The 17271-nt window shown below is 46.2% G+C and carries 18 protein-coding genes; 6 read left to right on the top strand and 12 right to left on the bottom strand.

Features of this window, described 5'->3' with window-relative positions; genetic code table 11:
• Positions 1 to 44 precede the first annotated feature (44 nt).
• On the top strand, positions 45 to 1211 hold the full coding sequence (locus ICN13_RS02530; protein ID WP_216138821.1) for an NAD(P)/FAD-dependent oxidoreductase: 1167 nt from the start codon (positions 45 to 47) through the stop codon (positions 1209 to 1211).
• Positions 1212 to 1294: 83 nt separating this feature from the next.
• On the opposite strand, the gene ICN13_RS02525 is transcribed toward ICN13_RS02530, so the two are convergent.
• Positions 1295 to 1888 (bottom strand): urate hydroxylase PuuD, encoded by a 594-nt coding sequence (locus ICN13_RS02525; RefSeq protein WP_216138820.1) that lies wholly within the window; start codon positions 1886 to 1888, stop codon positions 1295 to 1297.
• A gap of 135 nt (positions 1889 to 2023) precedes the next feature.
• On the opposite strand from ICN13_RS02525, the gene ICN13_RS02520 reads away from it, so the two are divergent.
• Positions 2024 to 2968: a hydroxymethylglutaryl-CoA lyase gene (locus tag ICN13_RS02520; RefSeq protein WP_216138819.1), complete on the top strand. Its 945-nt coding sequence runs from the start codon at positions 2024 to 2026 to the stop codon at positions 2966 to 2968.
• A 66-nt stretch (positions 2969 to 3034) separates the two neighbouring features.
• Here the strand turns inward: ICN13_RS02520 and ICN13_RS02515 are convergent, their stop codons facing one another.
• From ICN13_RS02515 to ICN13_RS02505, 3 genes are read right to left on the bottom strand one after another with little or no spacing between them, the layout of a single operon-like run.
• Positions 3035 to 3811 (bottom strand): 3-hydroxybutyrate dehydrogenase, encoded by a 777-nt coding sequence (locus tag ICN13_RS02515; protein WP_216138818.1) that lies wholly within the window; start codon positions 3809 to 3811, stop codon positions 3035 to 3037.
• A 53-nt stretch (positions 3812 to 3864) separates the two neighbouring features.
• Positions 3865 to 4368: a YqaA family protein gene (locus tag ICN13_RS02510; protein ID WP_216138817.1), complete on the bottom strand. Its 504-nt coding sequence runs from the start codon at positions 4366 to 4368 to the stop codon at positions 3865 to 3867.
• The gene (locus ICN13_RS02505) at positions 4368 to 5573 is read right to left on the bottom strand and encodes a CaiB/BaiF CoA-transferase family protein (protein WP_216138816.1); all 1206 of its coding nucleotides are present in this window, start codon (positions 5571 to 5573) and stop codon (positions 4368 to 4370) included. Before ICN13_RS02505 ends, ICN13_RS02510 begins: the two co-directional genes overlap by 1 nt.
• Before the next feature lie 152 nt (positions 5574 to 5725).
• Here ICN13_RS02505 and ICN13_RS02500 point away from each other — a divergent pair, with 152 nt between their 5' ends.
• Together ICN13_RS02500 and ICN13_RS02495 are read left to right on the top strand one after the other, a co-directional pair.
• The gene (locus tag ICN13_RS02500) at positions 5726 to 6895 is read left to right on the top strand and encodes an acyl-CoA dehydrogenase family protein (protein ID WP_216138815.1); all 1170 of its coding nucleotides are present in this window, start codon (positions 5726 to 5728) and stop codon (positions 6893 to 6895) included.
• Between the two features lie 9 nt (positions 6896 to 6904).
• Positions 6905 to 8089, top strand: a complete 1185-nt coding sequence (locus tag ICN13_RS02495) for a CaiB/BaiF CoA-transferase family protein (RefSeq protein ID WP_216138814.1) — start codon at positions 6905 to 6907, stop codon at positions 8087 to 8089.
• Here the strand turns inward: ICN13_RS02495 and cls are convergent.
• Genes cls through ICN13_RS02480 form a run of 3 tightly spaced genes read right to left on the bottom strand, consistent with a single transcriptional unit; the run spans position 8086 to position 10582 of the window.
• A complete protein-coding gene (gene cls / locus ICN13_RS02490) occupies positions 8086 to 9564 on the bottom strand; it encodes a cardiolipin synthase (protein ID WP_216138813.1) in 1479 nt (492 codons plus the stop codon). The two genes, ICN13_RS02495 and cls, sit on opposite strands and share 4 nt — an antisense overlap.
• Positions 9561 to 10313 carry an endonuclease/exonuclease/phosphatase family protein gene (locus tag ICN13_RS02485; protein ID WP_216138812.1) on the bottom strand — a complete coding sequence of 251 codons (753 nt, stop codon included), beginning with the start codon at positions 10311 to 10313 and terminating at the stop codon, positions 9561 to 9563. The genes cls and ICN13_RS02485 overlap by 4 nt, the downstream gene beginning before the upstream one ends.
• Entirely contained in the window at positions 10313 to 10582 is a 270-nt protein-coding gene (locus ICN13_RS02480; protein ID WP_216138811.1) for a hypothetical protein, read from the bottom strand. Before ICN13_RS02480 ends, ICN13_RS02485 begins: the two co-directional genes overlap by 1 nt.
• On the opposite strand from ICN13_RS02480, the gene ICN13_RS02475 reads away from it, so the two are divergent.
• Positions 10581 to 11276 carry an ABC transporter permease gene (locus ICN13_RS02475; protein WP_216138810.1) on the top strand — a complete coding sequence of 232 codons (696 nt, stop codon included), beginning with the start codon at positions 10581 to 10583 and terminating at the stop codon, positions 11274 to 11276. The genes ICN13_RS02480 and ICN13_RS02475 overlap by 2 nt on opposite strands.
• Entirely contained in the window at positions 11269 to 11976 is a 708-nt protein-coding gene (locus ICN13_RS02470) for an ATP-binding cassette domain-containing protein (RefSeq protein ID WP_216138809.1), read from the top strand. The genes ICN13_RS02475 and ICN13_RS02470 overlap by 8 nt, the downstream gene beginning before the upstream one ends.
• Here ICN13_RS02470 and ICN13_RS02465 read toward each other — a convergent pair whose 3' ends face one another.
• From ICN13_RS02465 to ICN13_RS02445, 5 genes are read right to left on the bottom strand one after another with little or no spacing between them, the layout of a single operon-like run.
• Positions 11977 to 12246: a hypothetical protein gene (locus ICN13_RS02465; protein WP_216138808.1), complete on the bottom strand. Its 270-nt coding sequence runs from the start codon at positions 12244 to 12246 to the stop codon at positions 11977 to 11979.
• A 10-nt stretch (positions 12247 to 12256) separates the two neighbouring features.
• Entirely contained in the window at positions 12257 to 13312 is a 1056-nt protein-coding gene (locus ICN13_RS02460) for a formate dehydrogenase subunit gamma (RefSeq protein WP_216138807.1), read from the bottom strand.
• A 47-nt stretch (positions 13313 to 13359) separates the two neighbouring features.
• Positions 13360 to 13596, bottom strand: coding sequence for a hypothetical protein (locus tag ICN13_RS02455; protein WP_216138806.1), 237 nt, complete (start codon positions 13594 to 13596; stop codon positions 13360 to 13362).
• Positions 13596 to 14252 (bottom strand): formate dehydrogenase FDH3 subunit beta, encoded by a 657-nt coding sequence (fdh3B, locus tag ICN13_RS02450; RefSeq protein WP_087909679.1) that lies wholly within the window; start codon positions 14250 to 14252, stop codon positions 13596 to 13598. The genes ICN13_RS02455 and fdh3B overlap by 1 nt, the downstream gene beginning before the upstream one ends.
• 27 nt (positions 14253 to 14279) lie before the next feature.
• On the bottom strand, positions 14280 to 17258 hold the full coding sequence (locus ICN13_RS02445; RefSeq protein ID WP_216138805.1) for a formate dehydrogenase subunit alpha: 2979 nt from the start codon (positions 17256 to 17258) through the stop codon (positions 14280 to 14282).
• Positions 17259 to 17271 lie beyond the last annotated feature (13 nt).

The following is a 17271-nucleotide window of genomic DNA, read 5'->3' as shown; positions in this document are numbered from 1 at the left end:
CCAAAGTACTTCCTATTGATACTTCACCCATCTGGAGCTCGCATTTGACTCAAAATACATCTCAATCCTCCGGCATTGTCATTATTGGCAGTGGCTTGGCTGGATACACCCTGATACGTGAAATTCGCAAACTAGACAAAACAGCAGCCATTACCTTAATAACCAGAGAGCCTGGTTATTTTTACTCTAAGCCAATGCTTTCCACTGCCCTTGCCAGCAATAAAGAGGCTGCTCAACTCATCTCTACGCCGGCCGAAGGAATGGGAACGCAATTAGAAATTAATATTCTTGCCGATACTGATGTCTCTGTAATTGATGCAGCTACCCAAACAATACAAACGAGTAAAGGCGCCCTCTCTTATACAAAGCTAGTGCTAGCCTTAGGTGCCGATCAAATTCGGATACCGTTTGAAGGTAGCGCCGCCAATGAAGTCCTCACTGTTAATGACTTAGAGGATTACGCTAAATTCAGAAGCGCTATTGCAAATAAAAAGAAAGTAGCAATTCTTGGGGCTGGCTTAATCGGTTGCGAATTTGCGAATGACCTAGTATTGGGTGGCTATGAAGTTGATGTGATTGATTTAGCGCCACAAGTGCTAGGCCGCTTATTACCTGAAGCCGCAGCAAAAGATTTACAAAAAAAATTGAGTGATTTAGGAGTTCGCTGGCACTTTTCTACAACTGCCAAAGCCATTAATCGCAATGGCAATACGATAGAAATTAGCCTAGCTAATGGTGAATCTATCTCGTGTGACGTAGTGCTGTCTGCGGTTGGCCTAAAACCAAGAGTCGACTTAGCTAAAGCAGCAGGCATTAAGACTGGACTAGGTGTTCAGGTAAATCGCGAGTTAGAGACTAGCCACAAAAATATCTACTCACTGGGTGATTGTGCGGAGGTTGAAGGCCTAGTTCTCCCTTATGTCATGCCCATCATGCAGGCTGCTAGAGCATTGGCACCAACGCTGCTTGGACAAGTGACGACACTTAGCTACCCAGCAATGCCCGTCATGGTAAAAACTCCTGCCCTTCCAACCATAGTCTCACCACCAGCTAAAGATGCGCAAGGTCAATGGAAAACTACCGCAATAGAAGGCGGTATCGAAGCCCGCTTCGAAGCTGCCGATGGCAAGCTACTCGGATTTGCCTTAATGGGTACAGCCACCTCGCAACGCGGAAGCCTAACAAAAGAGTTGCCGCCAATACTCCAGTAGTTTGACTAACCCGTCTGAAGTTGAAGAAATAAAAAGGCCCGCAATGCGGGCCTTTTATCTATTACAACAGGGTGATTAGGTGATTAAGAAACGATCACAAACCAAGTTGTATTGTGTGACTGAGCAACCATCAAGAACAACATTGGCACTGAGAGCAATGTATTCAAACGGGAAGTCAACATTGCAACGCGTGCAGATTTTGCTTTCACATCAGGTTCAACAGCAACGATGCCAAGAGCGCGCTTCTGATTTGGCCAAATAATGAACCAAACGTTGAATGCCATTACCAATGCAATCCACATGCCCAAACCAATTGCGCGGAATGGAGCCTGCAATGTGAAGGCCTGATGTGCATAGCCATTGACGATTGCCACGATTACACCTGTGAGAACAGTAAGAAGCGCTGCCCAACGGAACCAAAACAATGCTGTTGGAGCAATCACTTTACCAATTGCTGGCTTTTGCTCGTCAGGAATTTTTGGCATAGAAGGAATTTGCACGAAGTTAAAGTACCAGAGCAAACCAATCCACATCACACCAAACATGACATGCAACCAACGGAAAATGAATGGCAATTCGGTAGAACTAAAGTTGCCACCCAAAGCAAGGATGATGAGAACGAGAAGTACGAAACCAGCTAAAACAGTACGTCCCAAAGAGGTCAAGATTGATGCCATGAAAGGATCTCCTATGAGTAATAATGGGTCTAACTATAAACGATTCTGGCGATTATGTTCAATCCTGCAAAATTTCAGAAATCATACTTAAAATAGAGGCCTAGCCCATTTGAGGCATCAAATCTGCACTTCAATATGACAAGCACCCCATCCCCTCAAAACTCAAAACGCATCTACATCCAAGAGGTCGTCACTCGGGATGGATTTCAGGCAGAAAGTCAGTTTGTGCCTACTGAGGAAAAAATTGCTCTGGTCAATCGCTTAAGTCGAGCTGGATATGCCAAGATTGAAGTGACCTCTTTCACCAGCCCTAAAGCCATTCCCATGCTTGCTGATGCTGAAGCTGTAATGCGCGGTATTGATCGAGTCCCCGGAGTTGAATACACCGTTCTCATTCCAAACCTCAAGGGTGCCGAGCGGGCATTAAGCGTTGGCGTAGATGAATTCAACTTAGTGATGTCAGTGAGCGAGGCGCATAACCAATCCAACCTCAAAATGAGTCGCGAAGACTCATTCAAAGGATTAACTGCTGTAATTGATCTGGCTCATACAAACAATACCGCTGTAAACATTTCTCTGTCTACTAGTTTTGGTTGCCCTATGTCAGGCATCACTTCTTTATCAGAATTAATGCATTGGGTGGATCGTTTTGCTGCGGCTGGTGTTCGTGGCATTACCGTCTGCGACACAACCGGCATGGCCAATCCGGCACAGGTACAAGCTGTTTGCGAAGCAGTTCAAGCCAAATATCCCAAGTTGCAATGGACGTTACATTTCCACAATACGCGTGGGATGGGGCTTGCCAATGCCCTAGCTGCAGTCAATAGCGGCATTGATCGCTTTGACTCTTCACTAGGCGGCTTAGGGGGCTGCCCTTATGCACCAGGCGCCACCGGCAACATCTGCACTGAAGAGTTAGTGCATATGCTTGATCTTATGGGCTTTAAAACCAATATGCAGATCGATGCATTGCTAACGTGCTCAAAAGATTTGCAATCATTATTCGGCCGTACATTACCAAGCCAATTATTAATGGCAGGTAAAGTAGATCGTGTCTATGAGGCGCCCTGCCAAAGCTGAAGCCTAAAAATAAAAATGCCAGCAAGATTACGTGCTGGCATTTATCGATGAGGCATCTTTCTCTGCTTATTGAGCAGCCCAGCCACCATCCATATTCCAAGCTACTCCACGTACTTCAGATGCATCTGGACCACAGAGGAATACTGCCAAAGCAGCTAATTGCTCTGGCGTCACAAATTCTCCAGAAGGTTGTTTCTCGGATACTAAAGCGGTCTTTGCTGCATCATTTGAGATGCCTTCTCGTTCAGCTCTTGCGTCTACCTGCTTTTGAACCAAGGGGGTCAATACCCAGCCAGGGCAGATTGCATTACAAGTAATGCCAGTTCGCGCATTCTCAAGGGCGGTGACTTTAGTCAAACCAATAATTCCATGCTTAGCTGCAACATAGGCAGATTTTTGTGTAGAAGCTACTAAACCATGTACAGAGGCAATATTAATGATACGGCCCCAGTTCCGTTTTTTCATACCCGGTAATGCATGATGGGTTGTATGAAATGCAGAGCTCAGGTTAATCGCAATAATGGCATCCCACTTGTCTGTTGGAAACTCTTCAATAGTAGATGTGTATTGAATGCCAGCGTTATTCACCAAGATATCTAGCGAGCCAAAACGTTTTTCAGTTTGCTTAATCAAATCTTCAATCTCGGCAGGCTTGCTCATATCAGCACCGTGATAATCCACCTCTACTCCGCATGCTTTGATTTTGGCGATCGCCTCATCTTTCTCGCCAAAGCCATTCACCATGATGTTAGCGCCCTGCTTAGCCAGAGCAATTGCCATTCCCAAACCAATACCACTAGTAGAGCCTGTTACCAGGGCTGTTTTACCTTTTAAAGAAGACATATCAATATTCTCAATTAGTGAAATAATAAAAACGTAGGATACAACGAATAAATTTAGATTAGATGTAACCAATGTCCCAATTGATGCCAAAAACTATCTGGGACCAAGGTGAGCAACCAGGTCATGGTCAGGTAACGGAGTAGCTTACCGATGAACATGTAGATCAAGCACGGAAACCAAGCCAAGCGAAGCCAACCAGCGGCAATACAAAGCGGATCACCAAAACCTGGCAGCCAAGAAAGTAAAAGCATCTTGGGGCCCCACTCTATTAGCCATTCTCGTAGATGCCCATCGGTCTTTGCTACATCCGATTTAATTCCTTTGTTTGCGACATAACCCAGCCACCAATCAAACATTCCACCGAGCGTATTGCCGATAGTTGCAACAAAGATTGCAACCCAGTACAAATCTGGATTAAGGGTGGTGTATCCAAAAAGAATAGGCTCAGAACCTACAGGGAGCAATGTTGCTGAAACAAATGCACTGATAAACACAGCAGGCAATCCAACGGATGGCAAACCAAACCATCCGAAAAAATGCTGGAGTGCTTGATCCATTAAGCGAGGACTCCAGATTTTTTCAGAGTAGTAATTTGTTCTTCAGTGAGACCAGCGGATTTAAGCACTTCATCAGTATGCTCTCCTAATGTAGGAGCGCGATAACGAATTGATCCAGGATTTTGAGAAAGCTTTGGAATAATTCCAGGAACCTGTACTTCTAAGCCATTAGCAGCCTGCACTGTCTCAATCACACCCCTGGCTTGGTAGTGAGAATCTTCAGCGATATCTTTTGCGGTATAAATCTTGCCAGAAGGTACTTCTGCTGAAAGCAGACCTTTAAGCACTTCATCCAGAGTTAAGGTTTGAGTCCAGGCATTAATCGCCGCATCAATTTCAGTCACCCTTTTGGCCCGACCATCATTAAAGGCCAATGTAGGATCCTCACCCAAATCCGATCTACCAATTAGGGTCATCAAACGCTTATATATAGAGTCTCCATTGCCAGCAATCAATACATATTGGCCATCAGCGCATCGATATGCATTAGAAGGAGCAATCCCTGGCAAAGCACCGCCCGCAGGCTGACGTATGGCACCAAAAGCGGAGTACTCTGGCAGCAAGCTTTCAGTCAAATTAAAAACTGCCTCATATAAGGCAACATCAATCATTTGACCCCCACCACCACGGGCATCCCGTTCATACAAAGCGAGCAATACCCCGAGAGCGCCATGCAAACCTGCGATCGTATCGCCAAGAGATACACCCGCCCTTACTGGCACCTCATTTGGGTGGCCAGTGATGTAACGCAAACCAGCCATCGCCTCTCCAATTGCCGCAAAACCTGGCTCATCACGTCTAGGCCCATCCTGACCGTAACCAGAGATACGCAACATGATTAATTTTGGATTTGCTTTGTGCAACTCCTCCCAGCCCAAGCCCCACTTCTCTAGCGTACCTGGTCGAAAATTTTCAATCACGATATCTGCTTCAAGCGCTAACTTTCTGGCGATTGCCTGGCCTTCTTTTACACGGAGATCTAAGCAGATAGATTGTTTGTTGCGCGATTGCGCCTGCCACCAAACGGATGTCCCCTCATGAAGCATGCGCCACTTGCGCAAAGGATCGCCAACGCCGGGTGACTCCACCTTAATGACCTCGGCTCCAAAATCAGCAAGTGTCTTTGAGGCAAAGGGTCCAGCAATAAGCTGACCTAACTCTAAAACTTTGACCCTAGCAAGGATTTGTTGGCGATTCGTTTGCATTTAAAAGTTCACGTCCCGTATTTATCTATTTATTCAAAATATTCAATTCAGAATAAGGCTATTTTCGCCTGATTTTGATCATTCTCCAGGATTTTCAAATCTTGCTTAAACTAGTGCCTAAATTACAAAATAAACCATAAAACGAGCCCTTCATGAATCACCCTATTCCCAAGCCAGATCAATATCAGGACATGCGCGAGGCCTTAAGAGACCTCTGCGGGAAATTCGACTCTGCCTACTGGCAAAAAGTAGATCACGAACGAGGCTACCCAGAAGCCTTTGTAAAAGCGATGACTGAAGCAGGCTGGCTGGCCGCATTAATTCCAGAAGAGTATGGCGGCTCCGGATTAGGTTTAGCTGAAGCCTCAGTCATCATGGAAGAGATTAATTTCTCAGGCGGCAACTCTGGCTCTTGTCATGGGCAAATGTACAACATGGGTACTTTGCTGCGCCATGGATCTGATGTGCAGAAAAAAATGTACCTGCCAAAAATCGCCAGCGGTGAATTGCGCCTACAAAGTATGGCCGTTACCGAGCCCACTACTGGTACTGACACTACCAAACTCAAAACGACTGCCGTCAAAAAAGGTGACAACTATATTGTGAATGGTCAGAAAGTTTGGATTTCTCGCATTCAGCATTCTGATCTCATGATTTTGCTTGCTCGCACCACTCCACTGAGTGAAGTACAGCGCAAGTCTGAAGGTATGTCCATCTTCATCGTCAATCTTGCGGATGCCATTGGTAAGGGCATGGAAGTAAGGCCTATCGCCAATATGGTGAATCATGAAACCAATGAAGTGTTCTTTGATAACCTGGAGATACCTGCAGAAAACCTCATTGGTACTGAAGGTCAGGGATTTAAATACATTCTGGATGGTCTTAATGCTGAACGCGTATTAATTGCAGCTGAGTGTATTGGTGATGCTTACTGGTTTATTGATCGTGCACGGCGTTACGCTAATGATCGCGTTGTGTTTGATCGCCCGATTGGAAAAAACCAAGGCATTCAGTTTCCGATTGCAGATAGCTATATTGAAACTGAGGCAGCTAATCTCATGCGCTTTAGAGCCTGCGAGTTATTTGATAACCACGAGCCTTGTGGACCCGAAGCAAACATGGCGAAGTACTTGGCTGCTAAAGCATCTTGGGAAGCGGCTAATGTGTGTTTGCAAACCCATGGTGGCTTTGGCTTTGCCAATGAGTACGACGTGGAACGTAAATTCAGAGAAACCCGTCTCTATCAAGTAGCTCCAATCTCCACCAACTTGATCTACTCCTACATAGCCGAGCATGTTCTTGGCCTACCAAGATCCTTCTAATAGACCATTATGAGTATTCGCCCGCTGGATGGAATCACTGTTGTTGCACTAGAGCATGTTATAGCTGCCCCCTTCTGCACTCGCCAGCTAGCAGACTTAGGTGCGCGCATCATCAAGATTGAGCGCCCCGGAGAGGGCGACTTTGCAAGAGGCTACGATACTCAAGTCGATGGACTTGCATCTCACTTTGTATGGGTTAATCGATCCAAAGAAAGCCTGACGCTCGACCTCAAGCAAGATTCAGCTTTAGCAGTACTCAAGCGTCTACTCAAGACCGCTGATGTCTTTATCCAAAACCTTGCCCCTGGCGCGGCCGCTCGCATGGGTCTTACTGCTGAGGCTTTGCAAAAAGAAAATCCCGGGCTGATCTTGTGTGCTATTTCAGGTTATGGCAACGATGGCCCCTATCGGGATAAAAAAGCCTACGATCTCTTGATCCAAAGTGAGGCAGGCTTTCTGTCAATTACAGGAACACCTGAAACCCCTAGCAAGGCTGGAAACTCGATAGCTGATATTGCAGCAGGCATGTATGCCTATACCAACATCTTGGCAGCCTTATTGCAAAGAGGAAAGACTGGTAAAGGCACCGTTATCGATATCTCGATGTTAGAGGCGCTAGGTGAATGGATGAGCTTTCCGATGTACTACGCGTACAAAGGCGCAAATCCACCAGCAAGAAATGGCGCATCTCATGCAACCATTTATCCCTATGGCCCCTTCAAAGCTGGTGACGGTAAGACCGTCATGCTAGGTCTACAGAATGAACGCGAATGGGTGCGATTTTGCGAAATAGTATTAGAAAATCCAGCGCTAGCCAAAGATGAACGCTTTGATCGCAATTTCAAGCGCAACGATAAGCGCGCTGAATTACTCGAGATTATTAATACTTGCTTTAGTAAGCTGGGTTCAGAGCAGCTTATCGCGAGACTAGAAAAAGCGCAGATTGCTAACGCCCATCTGAATGACATGGAAGGCCTTTGGAAGCATGAGCAGCTGAAGGCTCGTAAGCGATTTACAGAAGTGGGCACGCCCAATGGCCCTATTACAGCGCTATTGCCACCAGGACTAAATGATAGTTACGACTACCGTATGGACCCTATTCCAGCGGTAGGTGAACACACCGACTCTATCCTAAAAGAGTTAGGCCTAACAGAATCTGATATCGCCAGCATGCGCACCAGCGGCGCAATTTAAAGTAACGGCGATGTGAGATGGGCAGCATTTTCAAGGTAATGATGCCAACGCGGCCTCTTTAACCATTTAGCTAGCTCCACGTAATCTGATTTCTCTAAATAAGAGTTAATCAGCTTTTGGAGTTTGACGCAGAAATCCTCGTTATACACAATGAGGCTAATCTCGAAGTTCAAACGCAAACTTCTTTGATCAAAATTAACTGATCCGAAGATGGCAGTTCTTTTATCAATTAAGAGGCTCTTGGTATGAAGTAATCCGCCATGAAACTCGGCAATCTTCACGCCTGATCGCAATAAATCTCCGTAGTAACTTTTACTACTCCAGGCAACCAATGTTGAGTCATTTAACTTTGGAATAATTAAAGTGACATTCACACCTCTTCTAGCTGCTGCCATGAGCGCTTGTAGCAAGCCATCATCCGGCCCAAAGTAAGGGGTCGTAATAGTGAGCTCTTCTCGAGCATCAAGTATTGCGGAGAGCAGCACTTGATAGAGAATGTCATCTCGATAAACAGGTCCGGACGCTAGTTTCTGGGCAATAACATTGCCCTCATGGGGCGAGCTAGCCGGAACACACTCATGAAAGTGAGTGATGCTAGGGTTATCGACACTCCAATCAAAAGCAAAGGTCAGCTCAAACTGCGCAGCAACCGGCCCCTCAACACGTACCATGGCATCAACCCACTCACCTACTCCTGAGTCCTGCTTAAAAGTACGTGGATCCACCAGATTCATACTGCCTGTCCAGACAATGGAACCATCAACTACAAATATTTTTCGATGCAAGCGTAAATCGGCTCGGCGAAACTGGAATCTTCCAATCTGAATTGGCAAAGCCTCTGTCACTTGAATGCCAGCATTACGAAAACGTCCCGGCCATTTGGATTTAAACCAATCTTTACTACCCAATGAGTCAAGAAGCACGCGGCATGCTACGCCTCTTTTGGCAGCCGCTATCATCGCCTCGCCCACTGCGTCCGCAGATCCACCTAAAGCCCAAATATAAAACTCCAGATTTAAGCTTTTCTTGGCCTGATTGATTTCATTAATAAAGCACTGCAAAATCTCTAGGGAATCGGTATGAAGCTCAACCTTATTGCCGGCCACCACGGGCGATCCATTCTTGGCTTCTGCCAAAAGACTTAAGGCCCTACCCTCCAAAGGTATCTGCTCTCTATCTTCCGCATAGTCTTGGCATACCTTCTCGGTAATGTGTGCATACTCGCGATTCATACGGGTAATTTTTCTCGTCAACTTACGCCCAACTGGGCGTTCACCAATGAGAACGTACAAACCAATTCCCAAAACCGGGAAAGTCATCACAATAAAAATCCAGGCAAACGCTACTCCTACCGGCCTTCTAACGGAAATGATGACACCGATAAAGTATGTAACTAATATGAAATGGAGAAACAAGAGCCAATTGATATTGAGTTCAAAAATATGCTTCAAGAAAATACTGAGTAGGTCGTTCATCTGATTTCCAGTTCTGCTGCTATACCTAAATGATCAGATAGCTTCATCCAATCGTGCAAAATTTCTGCAGAATGAATCTTCATCCCGCGTACATAGATTCGATCCATGGCTAATAAAGGTCTGATGCTCGGGAAGGTTTTCGCGGGCGAGCCAGTAAGGGTCTCAAATACCTCTTCAAAGCCAGCCTCTCTCATAGTTGCGCCCACTCGATTACGCCAGTCATTAAAGTCACCAGCCACAATCGTCGGACCATTCTGCGCTAATTCAGCGATGTATCTCATAATTTGTTCTAACTGGCGCTCTCTACCCCGCTCAAAGAGCGCTAAGTGCACACAGAAGCAGTGAATTGGCTGATTCACTCCTTCTAATTGAGTTACGCTATGCAATAAGCCTCGTCTTTCAAAACGATAGGCGGAGATGTCGTAATTCAGACCTTTCTGCAGTGAATGCTTAGACAGAATGGCATTACCGTGATGACCATCTGGATATTCCATATTTTTTCCATAATGCCAATCATGCCAAAAATCTTCTGACAGAAAGTGGGTTAACTCCGTTAGTGGCCATTGCCCAAACCGCCTAACTCTGCCTCGATGCTCTTGTTGTAGCTCTTGAAGAAACAATAAATCTGGATGATGGCTTCGCATCCTTTGGCGCAACTGATGAATAGTGGAATGTCGATGTAAAGGAGAAACGCCTTTGTGCATGTTCATGCTGATGACCGTGAAACGAGCACCTCTATTTTGAGTCATTAAAACTGTCCTGCTGCACGCTGACGTCTTACCCGGGCTAAATAGATCTCACCCTCTACCAATTCCTGGCATTGCATGCATTTGTTACAAATGGATGCCTGCTCCCGCAACTCCTCTATTGAGTCGATTGGATGAGTATCTAAGTACTCGCGTAGATCCTCGTCAAGGATCTCGTTGCAGAGGCAAACTACTTCGGCCATCAGTCGGAAAATAGGGGTATGGATTTCATTAAGCTCATTTTGCCATTGCCTTGATAGAATCAAGCCCATGTTGACCTCTTTTCAAGATGCGATTACCCTGCTTGCCCACCTGGATCGGGGGGTTTTAGGAATCGTCCTGGTTTCCCTACAGGTAAGCTTAACCGCCCTATTCTTTGGGACGCTCATAGGCCTGCCTATTGGAGCGCTTCTCGCTACAGAAGAATTTAAGGGCAAGAAGTGGATCATTGTTGTCTTAAATACCCTGATGGGGGTCCCTACAGTCATTGTTGGGGTGCTTGTATATCTCATGCTATCTCGCTCAGGGCCCCTAGGAGGCTGGGGCTGGCTATTTACTACTAAGGGGATGATCCTTGCCCAAATTCTGCTGACAACCCCTTTAATTGCAGCCCTAAGCCGTCAAATTCTGGAGGACTCCTGGAGAATTCATCGTGACTCCTTCTTAAGCCTCAGATTGCCATCACTTTCACGATTCAAATGGCTCATTTGGGACTGCCGCTTCTCTCTCACGATTGCCATCCTAGCCGGTCTTGCCAGAGCAATTTCTGAGGTCGGTGCCGTCATGATTGTCGGCGGCAATATTGATCATTCGACCAGAACGATGACTACTGCGATCGCCCTAGAGACCAGCAAAGGCGACCTCCCTCTAGCGCTAGCACTGGGCATTGTTTTATTGGGAATTGTTCTATTGGCAAATCTGTTTACGTTTGCAGTGCGTCAAATTGCGGAGCGTCGCTATGGATAATATGACTGAGCAATTTGAGAGGTACATTGAACTCAAAGGTATTACGGTCGTGAGTAATGGCAGAACTATTCTGAATATTCCTCATACCATCATTCCAGCTGACCGCATCACTGCGTGCATTGGCCCGAATGGTGCAGGCAAGACTACTTTATTAAAGCTCTTAGATGGATTGATCAAGCCGGATACCGGAACAGTGAGCTACTCCTTTTCCAATAAGACTGCATTAGTCCTCCATCACACTCCGATGATTAAGGCCTCTACGAGAGCCAATTTGAGCATGGTCATGGATACAGACTCTGCTATTAGCGCTGTAGAAATTGAACAAGTGCTGGAGCGAGTCGGACTGAAAGGTCTAGCCTCTACACCTGCCCACAAACTCTCTGCTGGCGAGAGGCAGAAGCTATGTCTAGGTCGAGCAATTTTACAAAAGCCCAACTTAGTGTTGCTAGATGAACCCACTGCTAATTTAGATCCCAACACAACCGAGCAGGTTGAAGAAATGATTCGTGGGTTTGATGCGCAAGATAGCGACGTGATTTTTTCTTCACATCAACTCGCTCAAGTGCAAAGACTTGCTCAATACATCATCTTTATTGATCATGGCGAGATAAAAGAAAAGGGACCTGTAGGCCCCTTCTTTTTAAATCCCCAAACACAGGCAGCTAAACGCTACCTACATCAAGAGCTCCTAGCGGACTAATTACTTTGCCGCTGGTGCTGCCGCTACAGGAGCAACAAATGGTGGCGGCGCTGTACAAGCGGCAGGCGCTGCTGTACCAGACACTCTAAAGCGATCAGCCACTCGATTTTGCGCTTGGCAGAGCTGAAATGCTCCCATCCTATCGCCGTAAGCGGCTTTTGCTTTAGCTAATGTTGCAGCCTCTTGCGCTTCTGGAGTTAAAGGAGGCAATGCAGCCATAACTGATGCCGCAGTAAATGCACAGAATGTAAAAGCGATGATTTTTTTCATGGCCTTGTCCTTATTTATTCAATTTGTCATACCAGAGCTCATGGTGCTCTTTAGCCCAAGTAGCATCAACATAACCAGTCTTCATACCATCAATGGATCCTTGCATACCAATAGTACCGATGTAGATGTGTCCCATAGCCATAGCTGACATCAAGATTGCAGCACTGCTATGAATGATGTTAGCAATCTGCATAGTCCCGCGTGTGTATTCAATCGTCATGAATGGCACGATCATATCGAGCACAAAACCTGATGCAGAAACTACCAGCCCTAAGAAAGTCATACCAAACCAGAACCAAACTTTTTCGCCGCCATTAAAGAAGCCGGCTGGCACATGCTTACCACTGAAAATTCCACCGAAGGATAAAAACCAATCCAGGTCGCCCTTGCCAGGCAAATTCTTGTGCGCAAATAGCAAGAAGAAAACGACGATACAGATCGTAAATAGCGGGCCTGTGAAGTTATGGATATTTTTACAAACATCTAAGAACGAGCCATACGCCATTCCACCCATAATCGGCATTGCAAAATATTTACCATACAGAATCATGAGGCCAGTAAATGCCAAACCTAAGAAACTTGCTGCCATAGTCCAGTGAACAAAGCGATCAAAGGCGCTGAAGCGCTTAATTTTTACGCCCGACATCGGTTCATGCAACTTGATTGAACCTTTAACCATGTACATCGCAGCGATACCAAAGAATGCAATTGCTAACAACCAACCACCGTAAACAGTAATTACGCCATTACGAATCACGCGCCACTGTTCACCAGAACGCTGAATCAGAACGCTAGCCTCTTTGTCAGGAATGCTGACATAGTTGTATGGATCGCTATTAGCAGTAGTAAAGATAGACGGATTAGCTGGCTGCGCCTGAGCTTGAGTCCCATTTGCTAGGCTATTGGGATTGGCTGGTACTGATTTAGGAGGAATATCAACTCCACTAGGAGAAGGCAAAGGCGCCATTGCTGCGCGCTCTGCATAACTAATTCCACTAGCCAGAGTCAGCGACAAGCCAGCCGTCACTATCAAAGTGCGTAGAACTTTAGAAAATGATCGTTTCATACACATGTCCTTAAACGTTTTCGTTTTATTTATTGTTGTTTAGTTGATCACTTAACGCGACTGTATTCGTTTTGACCCTGAGTGCGCTTATCAACAGATTCAGTCCAACTGGCTTGATTCTTTGGTGTCCAGTTTTTAGTCATGAAGCCATTATCAGCACCCATGTAAGGCGCTACATCAGGACGCTTTGCCGCTTTGGCTGCAATCTCTGGTGGCTCAGAACAAGCCGCCAACAGAGTTGCTGCTGCAAAACATAAGCCGAGAGTTTTGAAATTGAATTTCATTATTTAGCTCCTGGAATTTTTGCAGCAGGTGTTGGTGTTGGCGCCGGAGTATCTGGTCCGCCATACGCAGTAGTCCAACCAAACGCTTTAGAGCCTGCATACTTGCCATTCTTCTCGCGTGTTGCAACCCGGTTATTGAAAATACCGGAAATAATGTCGCTGTCACCACCAATCAAAGCCTTGGTAGAGCACATCTCAGCACAGAGAGGCAATTTACCTTCAGCAAGGCGATTACGGCCATATTTCTCAAACTCAGCAACACTGCCATTCTCTTCTGGACCACCACTACAGAATGTGCACTTATCCATCTTGCTGCGTGAACCAAAGGCACCCTTACTCAGGAACTGTGGCGCACCAAATGGGCAGGCAAACGAGCAGTAGCCGCAACCAATACAAATATCCTTGTCATGAAGGACAACGCCTTCATCAGTGCGGTAGAAGCAATCTACTGGGCAGACAGCCATACAAGGAGCATCTGTACAGTGCATACAAGCTACTGAGATCGATTTTTCTTGACCGATGATGCCGTCGTTAACCGTAACAACACGGCGGCGATTCACGCCCCAAGGTACTTCGTTATCATTTTTACAAGCAGTCACACAGCCGTTGCATTCGATGCATCGCTCTGTGTCGCAGATAAATTTCATTCTTGCCATTGTGTTCTCCTGACTTTATTTTTTAACTTAGGCAAATTTCTCGATTTGACACATAGTGGTTTTAGTCTCTTGCATCATCGTCACCTGGTCATAACCATAAGTCGTTGCAGTATTAACCGCCTCACCCAGAACAACTGGGGCCGCACCTTCTGGATAGTACTTACGCAAGTCATTACCTTGCCACCATCCTGCAAAGTGGAACGGAATAAACGCAGTACCCTGGTCAACACGCTCAGTAACTAATGCACGCACCTTAATTTTGGCGCCCGTAGGAGATTTAACCCAAACATAATCCCAGTTCTTAATGCCGCGATCAGCTGCTGCCTTAGGATTAATCTCTACGAAGTTTTCTTGTTGCAACTCAGCCAACCATGGGTTAGAACGAGTCTCGTCTCCTCCACCCTCATATTCGACCAAACGACCTGAAGTCAGAATAATTGGGAACTTCTCATACAACTTCTGATTCAAGTTTTGGTCTTGAACTGTCTTGTAGAGAGTTGGCAAGCGCCAGAAATTCTTCTTATCCGCAGAGGTTGGGTACTTACGCATCATTGGAGCATTAGTACTGTAAAGCGCCTCACGGTGAATAGGTACTGGATCAGGGAAGTTCCAGACCACCGCACGCGCTTTCGCATTACCAAACGGATGGCAGCCATTCTTCATTACAACGCGCTGAATACCGCCAGACAAGTCAGTCTTCCAGTTCTTGCCTTCAGCGAGCTTCTTCTCATCTTCAGTTAACTGATCCCACCAACCCAGCTTCTTCACAAACACGTGATCAAACTCTGGGTAACCGGTTGTAATTGCAGAACCTTTAGAGCAGGAACCATCCTCTGCCAATAAGGTCTTACCTTCGCGCTCAACACCAAAGTTTGCGCGGAAGTTACCACCACCCTCCATCACACTCTTACTGGTGTCATAGAGATTTGGTGAGCCTGGGTGCTTAATTGCGGCTGTACCGTAGCATGGCCAAGGCAGACCATAGTAATCACCAGTTGTGTCATAGCCAGTTACTGGATCAACGCCACCGCGTGATTTCAAAGTCTTCGGATCAAAAGTTGCCACCATTCTCATGTGCGCTTTGAGGCGCTCTGGAGTTTGTCCGGTGTAACCAATGGTCCATACGGAACGATTAATCTCGCGCAAGATGGATTCAATCTCCGGCTCTTTCCATTGCTTACCAGCAAATTTAGAGTTGAGCATCTTGAAATTCTTTGACAACTCCTCACCGAAACCTAGGCGATCAGCAAAGGCCTGCATGATCACATGGTCAGGCATAGATTCAAAGAGCGGATCAATTACTTTCTCACGCCACTGTAATGAACGATTCGATGCAGTAGCAGTTCCACAAGTCTCAAATTGAGTTGCGGCTGGCAACAAGTACACACTGCGATTCTTATTAATCGTATCGCCCTCAGCAGGTGGCATTGCTGCCATTGCTGCAGTAGCGCTTGGATACGGATCAACCACAACCAAGAGGTCTAACTTATCCATCGCGCGCTTCATATCTAAGCCACGAGTTTGTGAGTTAGGCGCATGACCCCAGAAGAACAAACCTTTAACGTTAGTTTGTTGATCAATCAAGTCGTTCTTCTCAAGAACGGCATCAACCCAACGAGAAACAGTAGTTCCTGACTTCTCCATCATGTCAGGTGCATAGCGACCCTTAATCCACTCATAGTCAACACCCCACACTGTTGCGAAGTGTTTCCATGAACCAGCAGCCAAGCCATAGTAACCAGGCAATGAATCTGGATTAGGACCTACGTCAGTTGCACCCTGAACGTTATCGTGACCACGGAAAATATTTGTGCCGCCGCCAGATTTACCAACGTTACCAAGGGCTAACTGCAAAATACAGGAGGCACGAACCATGGCATTACCAATAGTGTGCTGAGTTTGGCCCATACACCAAACCACGGTGCTAGGACGATTCGTTGCCATAGTTTTAGCAACTTGATAAACCTGCGCCTCTGGAACACCGCAAGCCTCTTCAACGTTTGCAGGAGTCCACTTCTCCATCACTTCTTTGCGGATCTCATCCATTCCGTAAACACGGTCATTGATGTACTTCTTATCTTCCCAACCGTTTTTAAAGATGTGATACAGCACGCCGAATAAGAATGGAATATCAGAACCAGAACGAATACGTACGTACTGATCAGACTTAGCCGCAGTACGTGTGTAACGTGGATCAACCACAATCACCTTGCAACCATTTTCTTTCGCATGCAACAAGCTCAACATCGAAACTGGGTGAGCTTCAGCAGCATTTGAACCAATGTACATAGCAGCTTTAGAGTTCATCATGTCGTTGTAGCTATTGGTCATCGCACCATAGCCCCAGGTGTTTGCAACACCGGCAACTGTTGTAGAGTGACAAATACGAGCTTGATGGTCTGTATTGTTTGTACCAAAGAAAGAGACCCACTTACGGAGTAAGTAGGCCTGTTCGTTGTTATGTTTTGATGAACCGATAAAGAACATTGCATCTGGAGAATATTTCTCACGAATGCTCTTCATTTGGGCAGTAATTTCAGTAAGGGCCTGATCCCAAGAAATACGCTGATACTTTCCATCCACCAACTTCATTGGGTAGCGCAGGCGATAGTCACCATGGCCGTGCTCACGCAATGAGGCTCCCTTAGCACAGTAGGCGCCCATGTTAATTGGTGAGTCGAATACAGAGTCTTGACGAACCCAAACACCATTCTCAACAGTCGCATCGGTAGCGCAGCCTACTGAGCAGTGGGTGCAAATCGTTCTTTTAACTTCGATCTTGCCTTTGCCGTCGAGCATCGCCTTGCTTTGCTCAGCAGAAACCTTTTGCACCATCGTCAACTGGCTTGCAGCGATACCAGCACCAACGCCAACACCTGAACGCTTCAAGAATGTTCGGCGATCCATGGTAGGTACTGCGGCTTTTAGACCGCGCGACAAGCTACCAATCAAATGTGATGTGGAGCGACTGCTTTGTGGGGTGTTTGATTTACGAGTCAGACTCATATGTTGTCCCTGA

This window comes from Polynucleobacter sp. MWH-Berg-3C6, assembly GCF_018881855.1.
Classification (GTDB): Bacteria; Pseudomonadota; Gammaproteobacteria; order Burkholderiales; family Burkholderiaceae; genus Polynucleobacter.
This window is presented reverse-complemented; position numbering and strand designations above follow the sequence as displayed.

Coding starts and splice junctions, on each gene's coding strand:
- ICN13_RS02485 (WP_216138812.1), bottom strand. CDS start 10,313: ATGACTCAAAATAGAGGTGCTCGTTTCACGGTCATCAGCATGAACATG.
- ICN13_RS02525 (WP_216138820.1), bottom strand. CDS start 1,888: ATGGCATCAATCTTGACCTCTTTGGGACGTACTGTTTTAGCTGGTTTC.
- cls (WP_216138813.1), bottom strand. CDS start 9,564: ATGAACGACCTACTCAGTATTTTCTTGAAGCATATTTTTGAACTCAAT.
- ICN13_RS02445 (WP_216138805.1), bottom strand. CDS start 17,258: ATGAGTCTGACTCGTAAATCAAACACCCCACAAAGCAGTCGCTCCACA.
- ICN13_RS02465 (WP_216138808.1), bottom strand. CDS start 12,246: ATGAAAAAAATCATCGCTTTTACATTCTGTGCATTTACTGCGGCATCA.
- ICN13_RS02460 (WP_216138807.1), bottom strand. CDS start 13,312: ATGAAACGATCATTTTCTAAAGTTCTACGCACTTTGATAGTGACGGCT.
- ICN13_RS02470 (WP_216138809.1), top strand. CDS start 11,269: ATGGATAATATGACTGAGCAATTTGAGAGGTACATTGAACTCAAAGGT.
- ICN13_RS02510 (WP_216138817.1), bottom strand. CDS start 4,368: ATGGATCAAGCACTCCAGCATTTTTTCGGATGGTTTGGTTTGCCATCC.
- fdh3B (WP_087909679.1), bottom strand. CDS start 14,252: ATGGCAAGAATGAAATTTATCTGCGACACAGAGCGATGCATCGAATGC.
- ICN13_RS02455 (WP_216138806.1), bottom strand. CDS start 13,596: ATGAAATTCAATTTCAAAACTCTCGGCTTATGTTTTGCAGCAGCAACT.
- ICN13_RS02515 (WP_216138818.1), bottom strand. CDS start 3,811: ATGTCTTCTTTAAAAGGTAAAACAGCCCTGGTAACAGGCTCTACTAGT.
- ICN13_RS02495 (WP_216138814.1), top strand. CDS start 6,905: ATGAGTATTCGCCCGCTGGATGGAATCACTGTTGTTGCACTAGAGCAT.
- ICN13_RS02505 (WP_216138816.1), bottom strand. CDS start 5,573: ATGCAAACGAATCGCCAACAAATCCTTGCTAGGGTCAAAGTTTTAGAG.
- ICN13_RS02500 (WP_216138815.1), top strand. CDS start 5,726: ATGAATCACCCTATTCCCAAGCCAGATCAATATCAGGACATGCGCGAG.
- ICN13_RS02480 (WP_216138811.1), bottom strand. CDS start 10,582: ATGGGCTTGATTCTATCAAGGCAATGGCAAAATGAGCTTAATGAAATC.
- ICN13_RS02520 (WP_216138819.1), top strand. CDS start 2,024: ATGACAAGCACCCCATCCCCTCAAAACTCAAAACGCATCTACATCCAA.
- ICN13_RS02475 (WP_216138810.1), top strand. CDS start 10,581: ATGTTGACCTCTTTTCAAGATGCGATTACCCTGCTTGCCCACCTGGAT.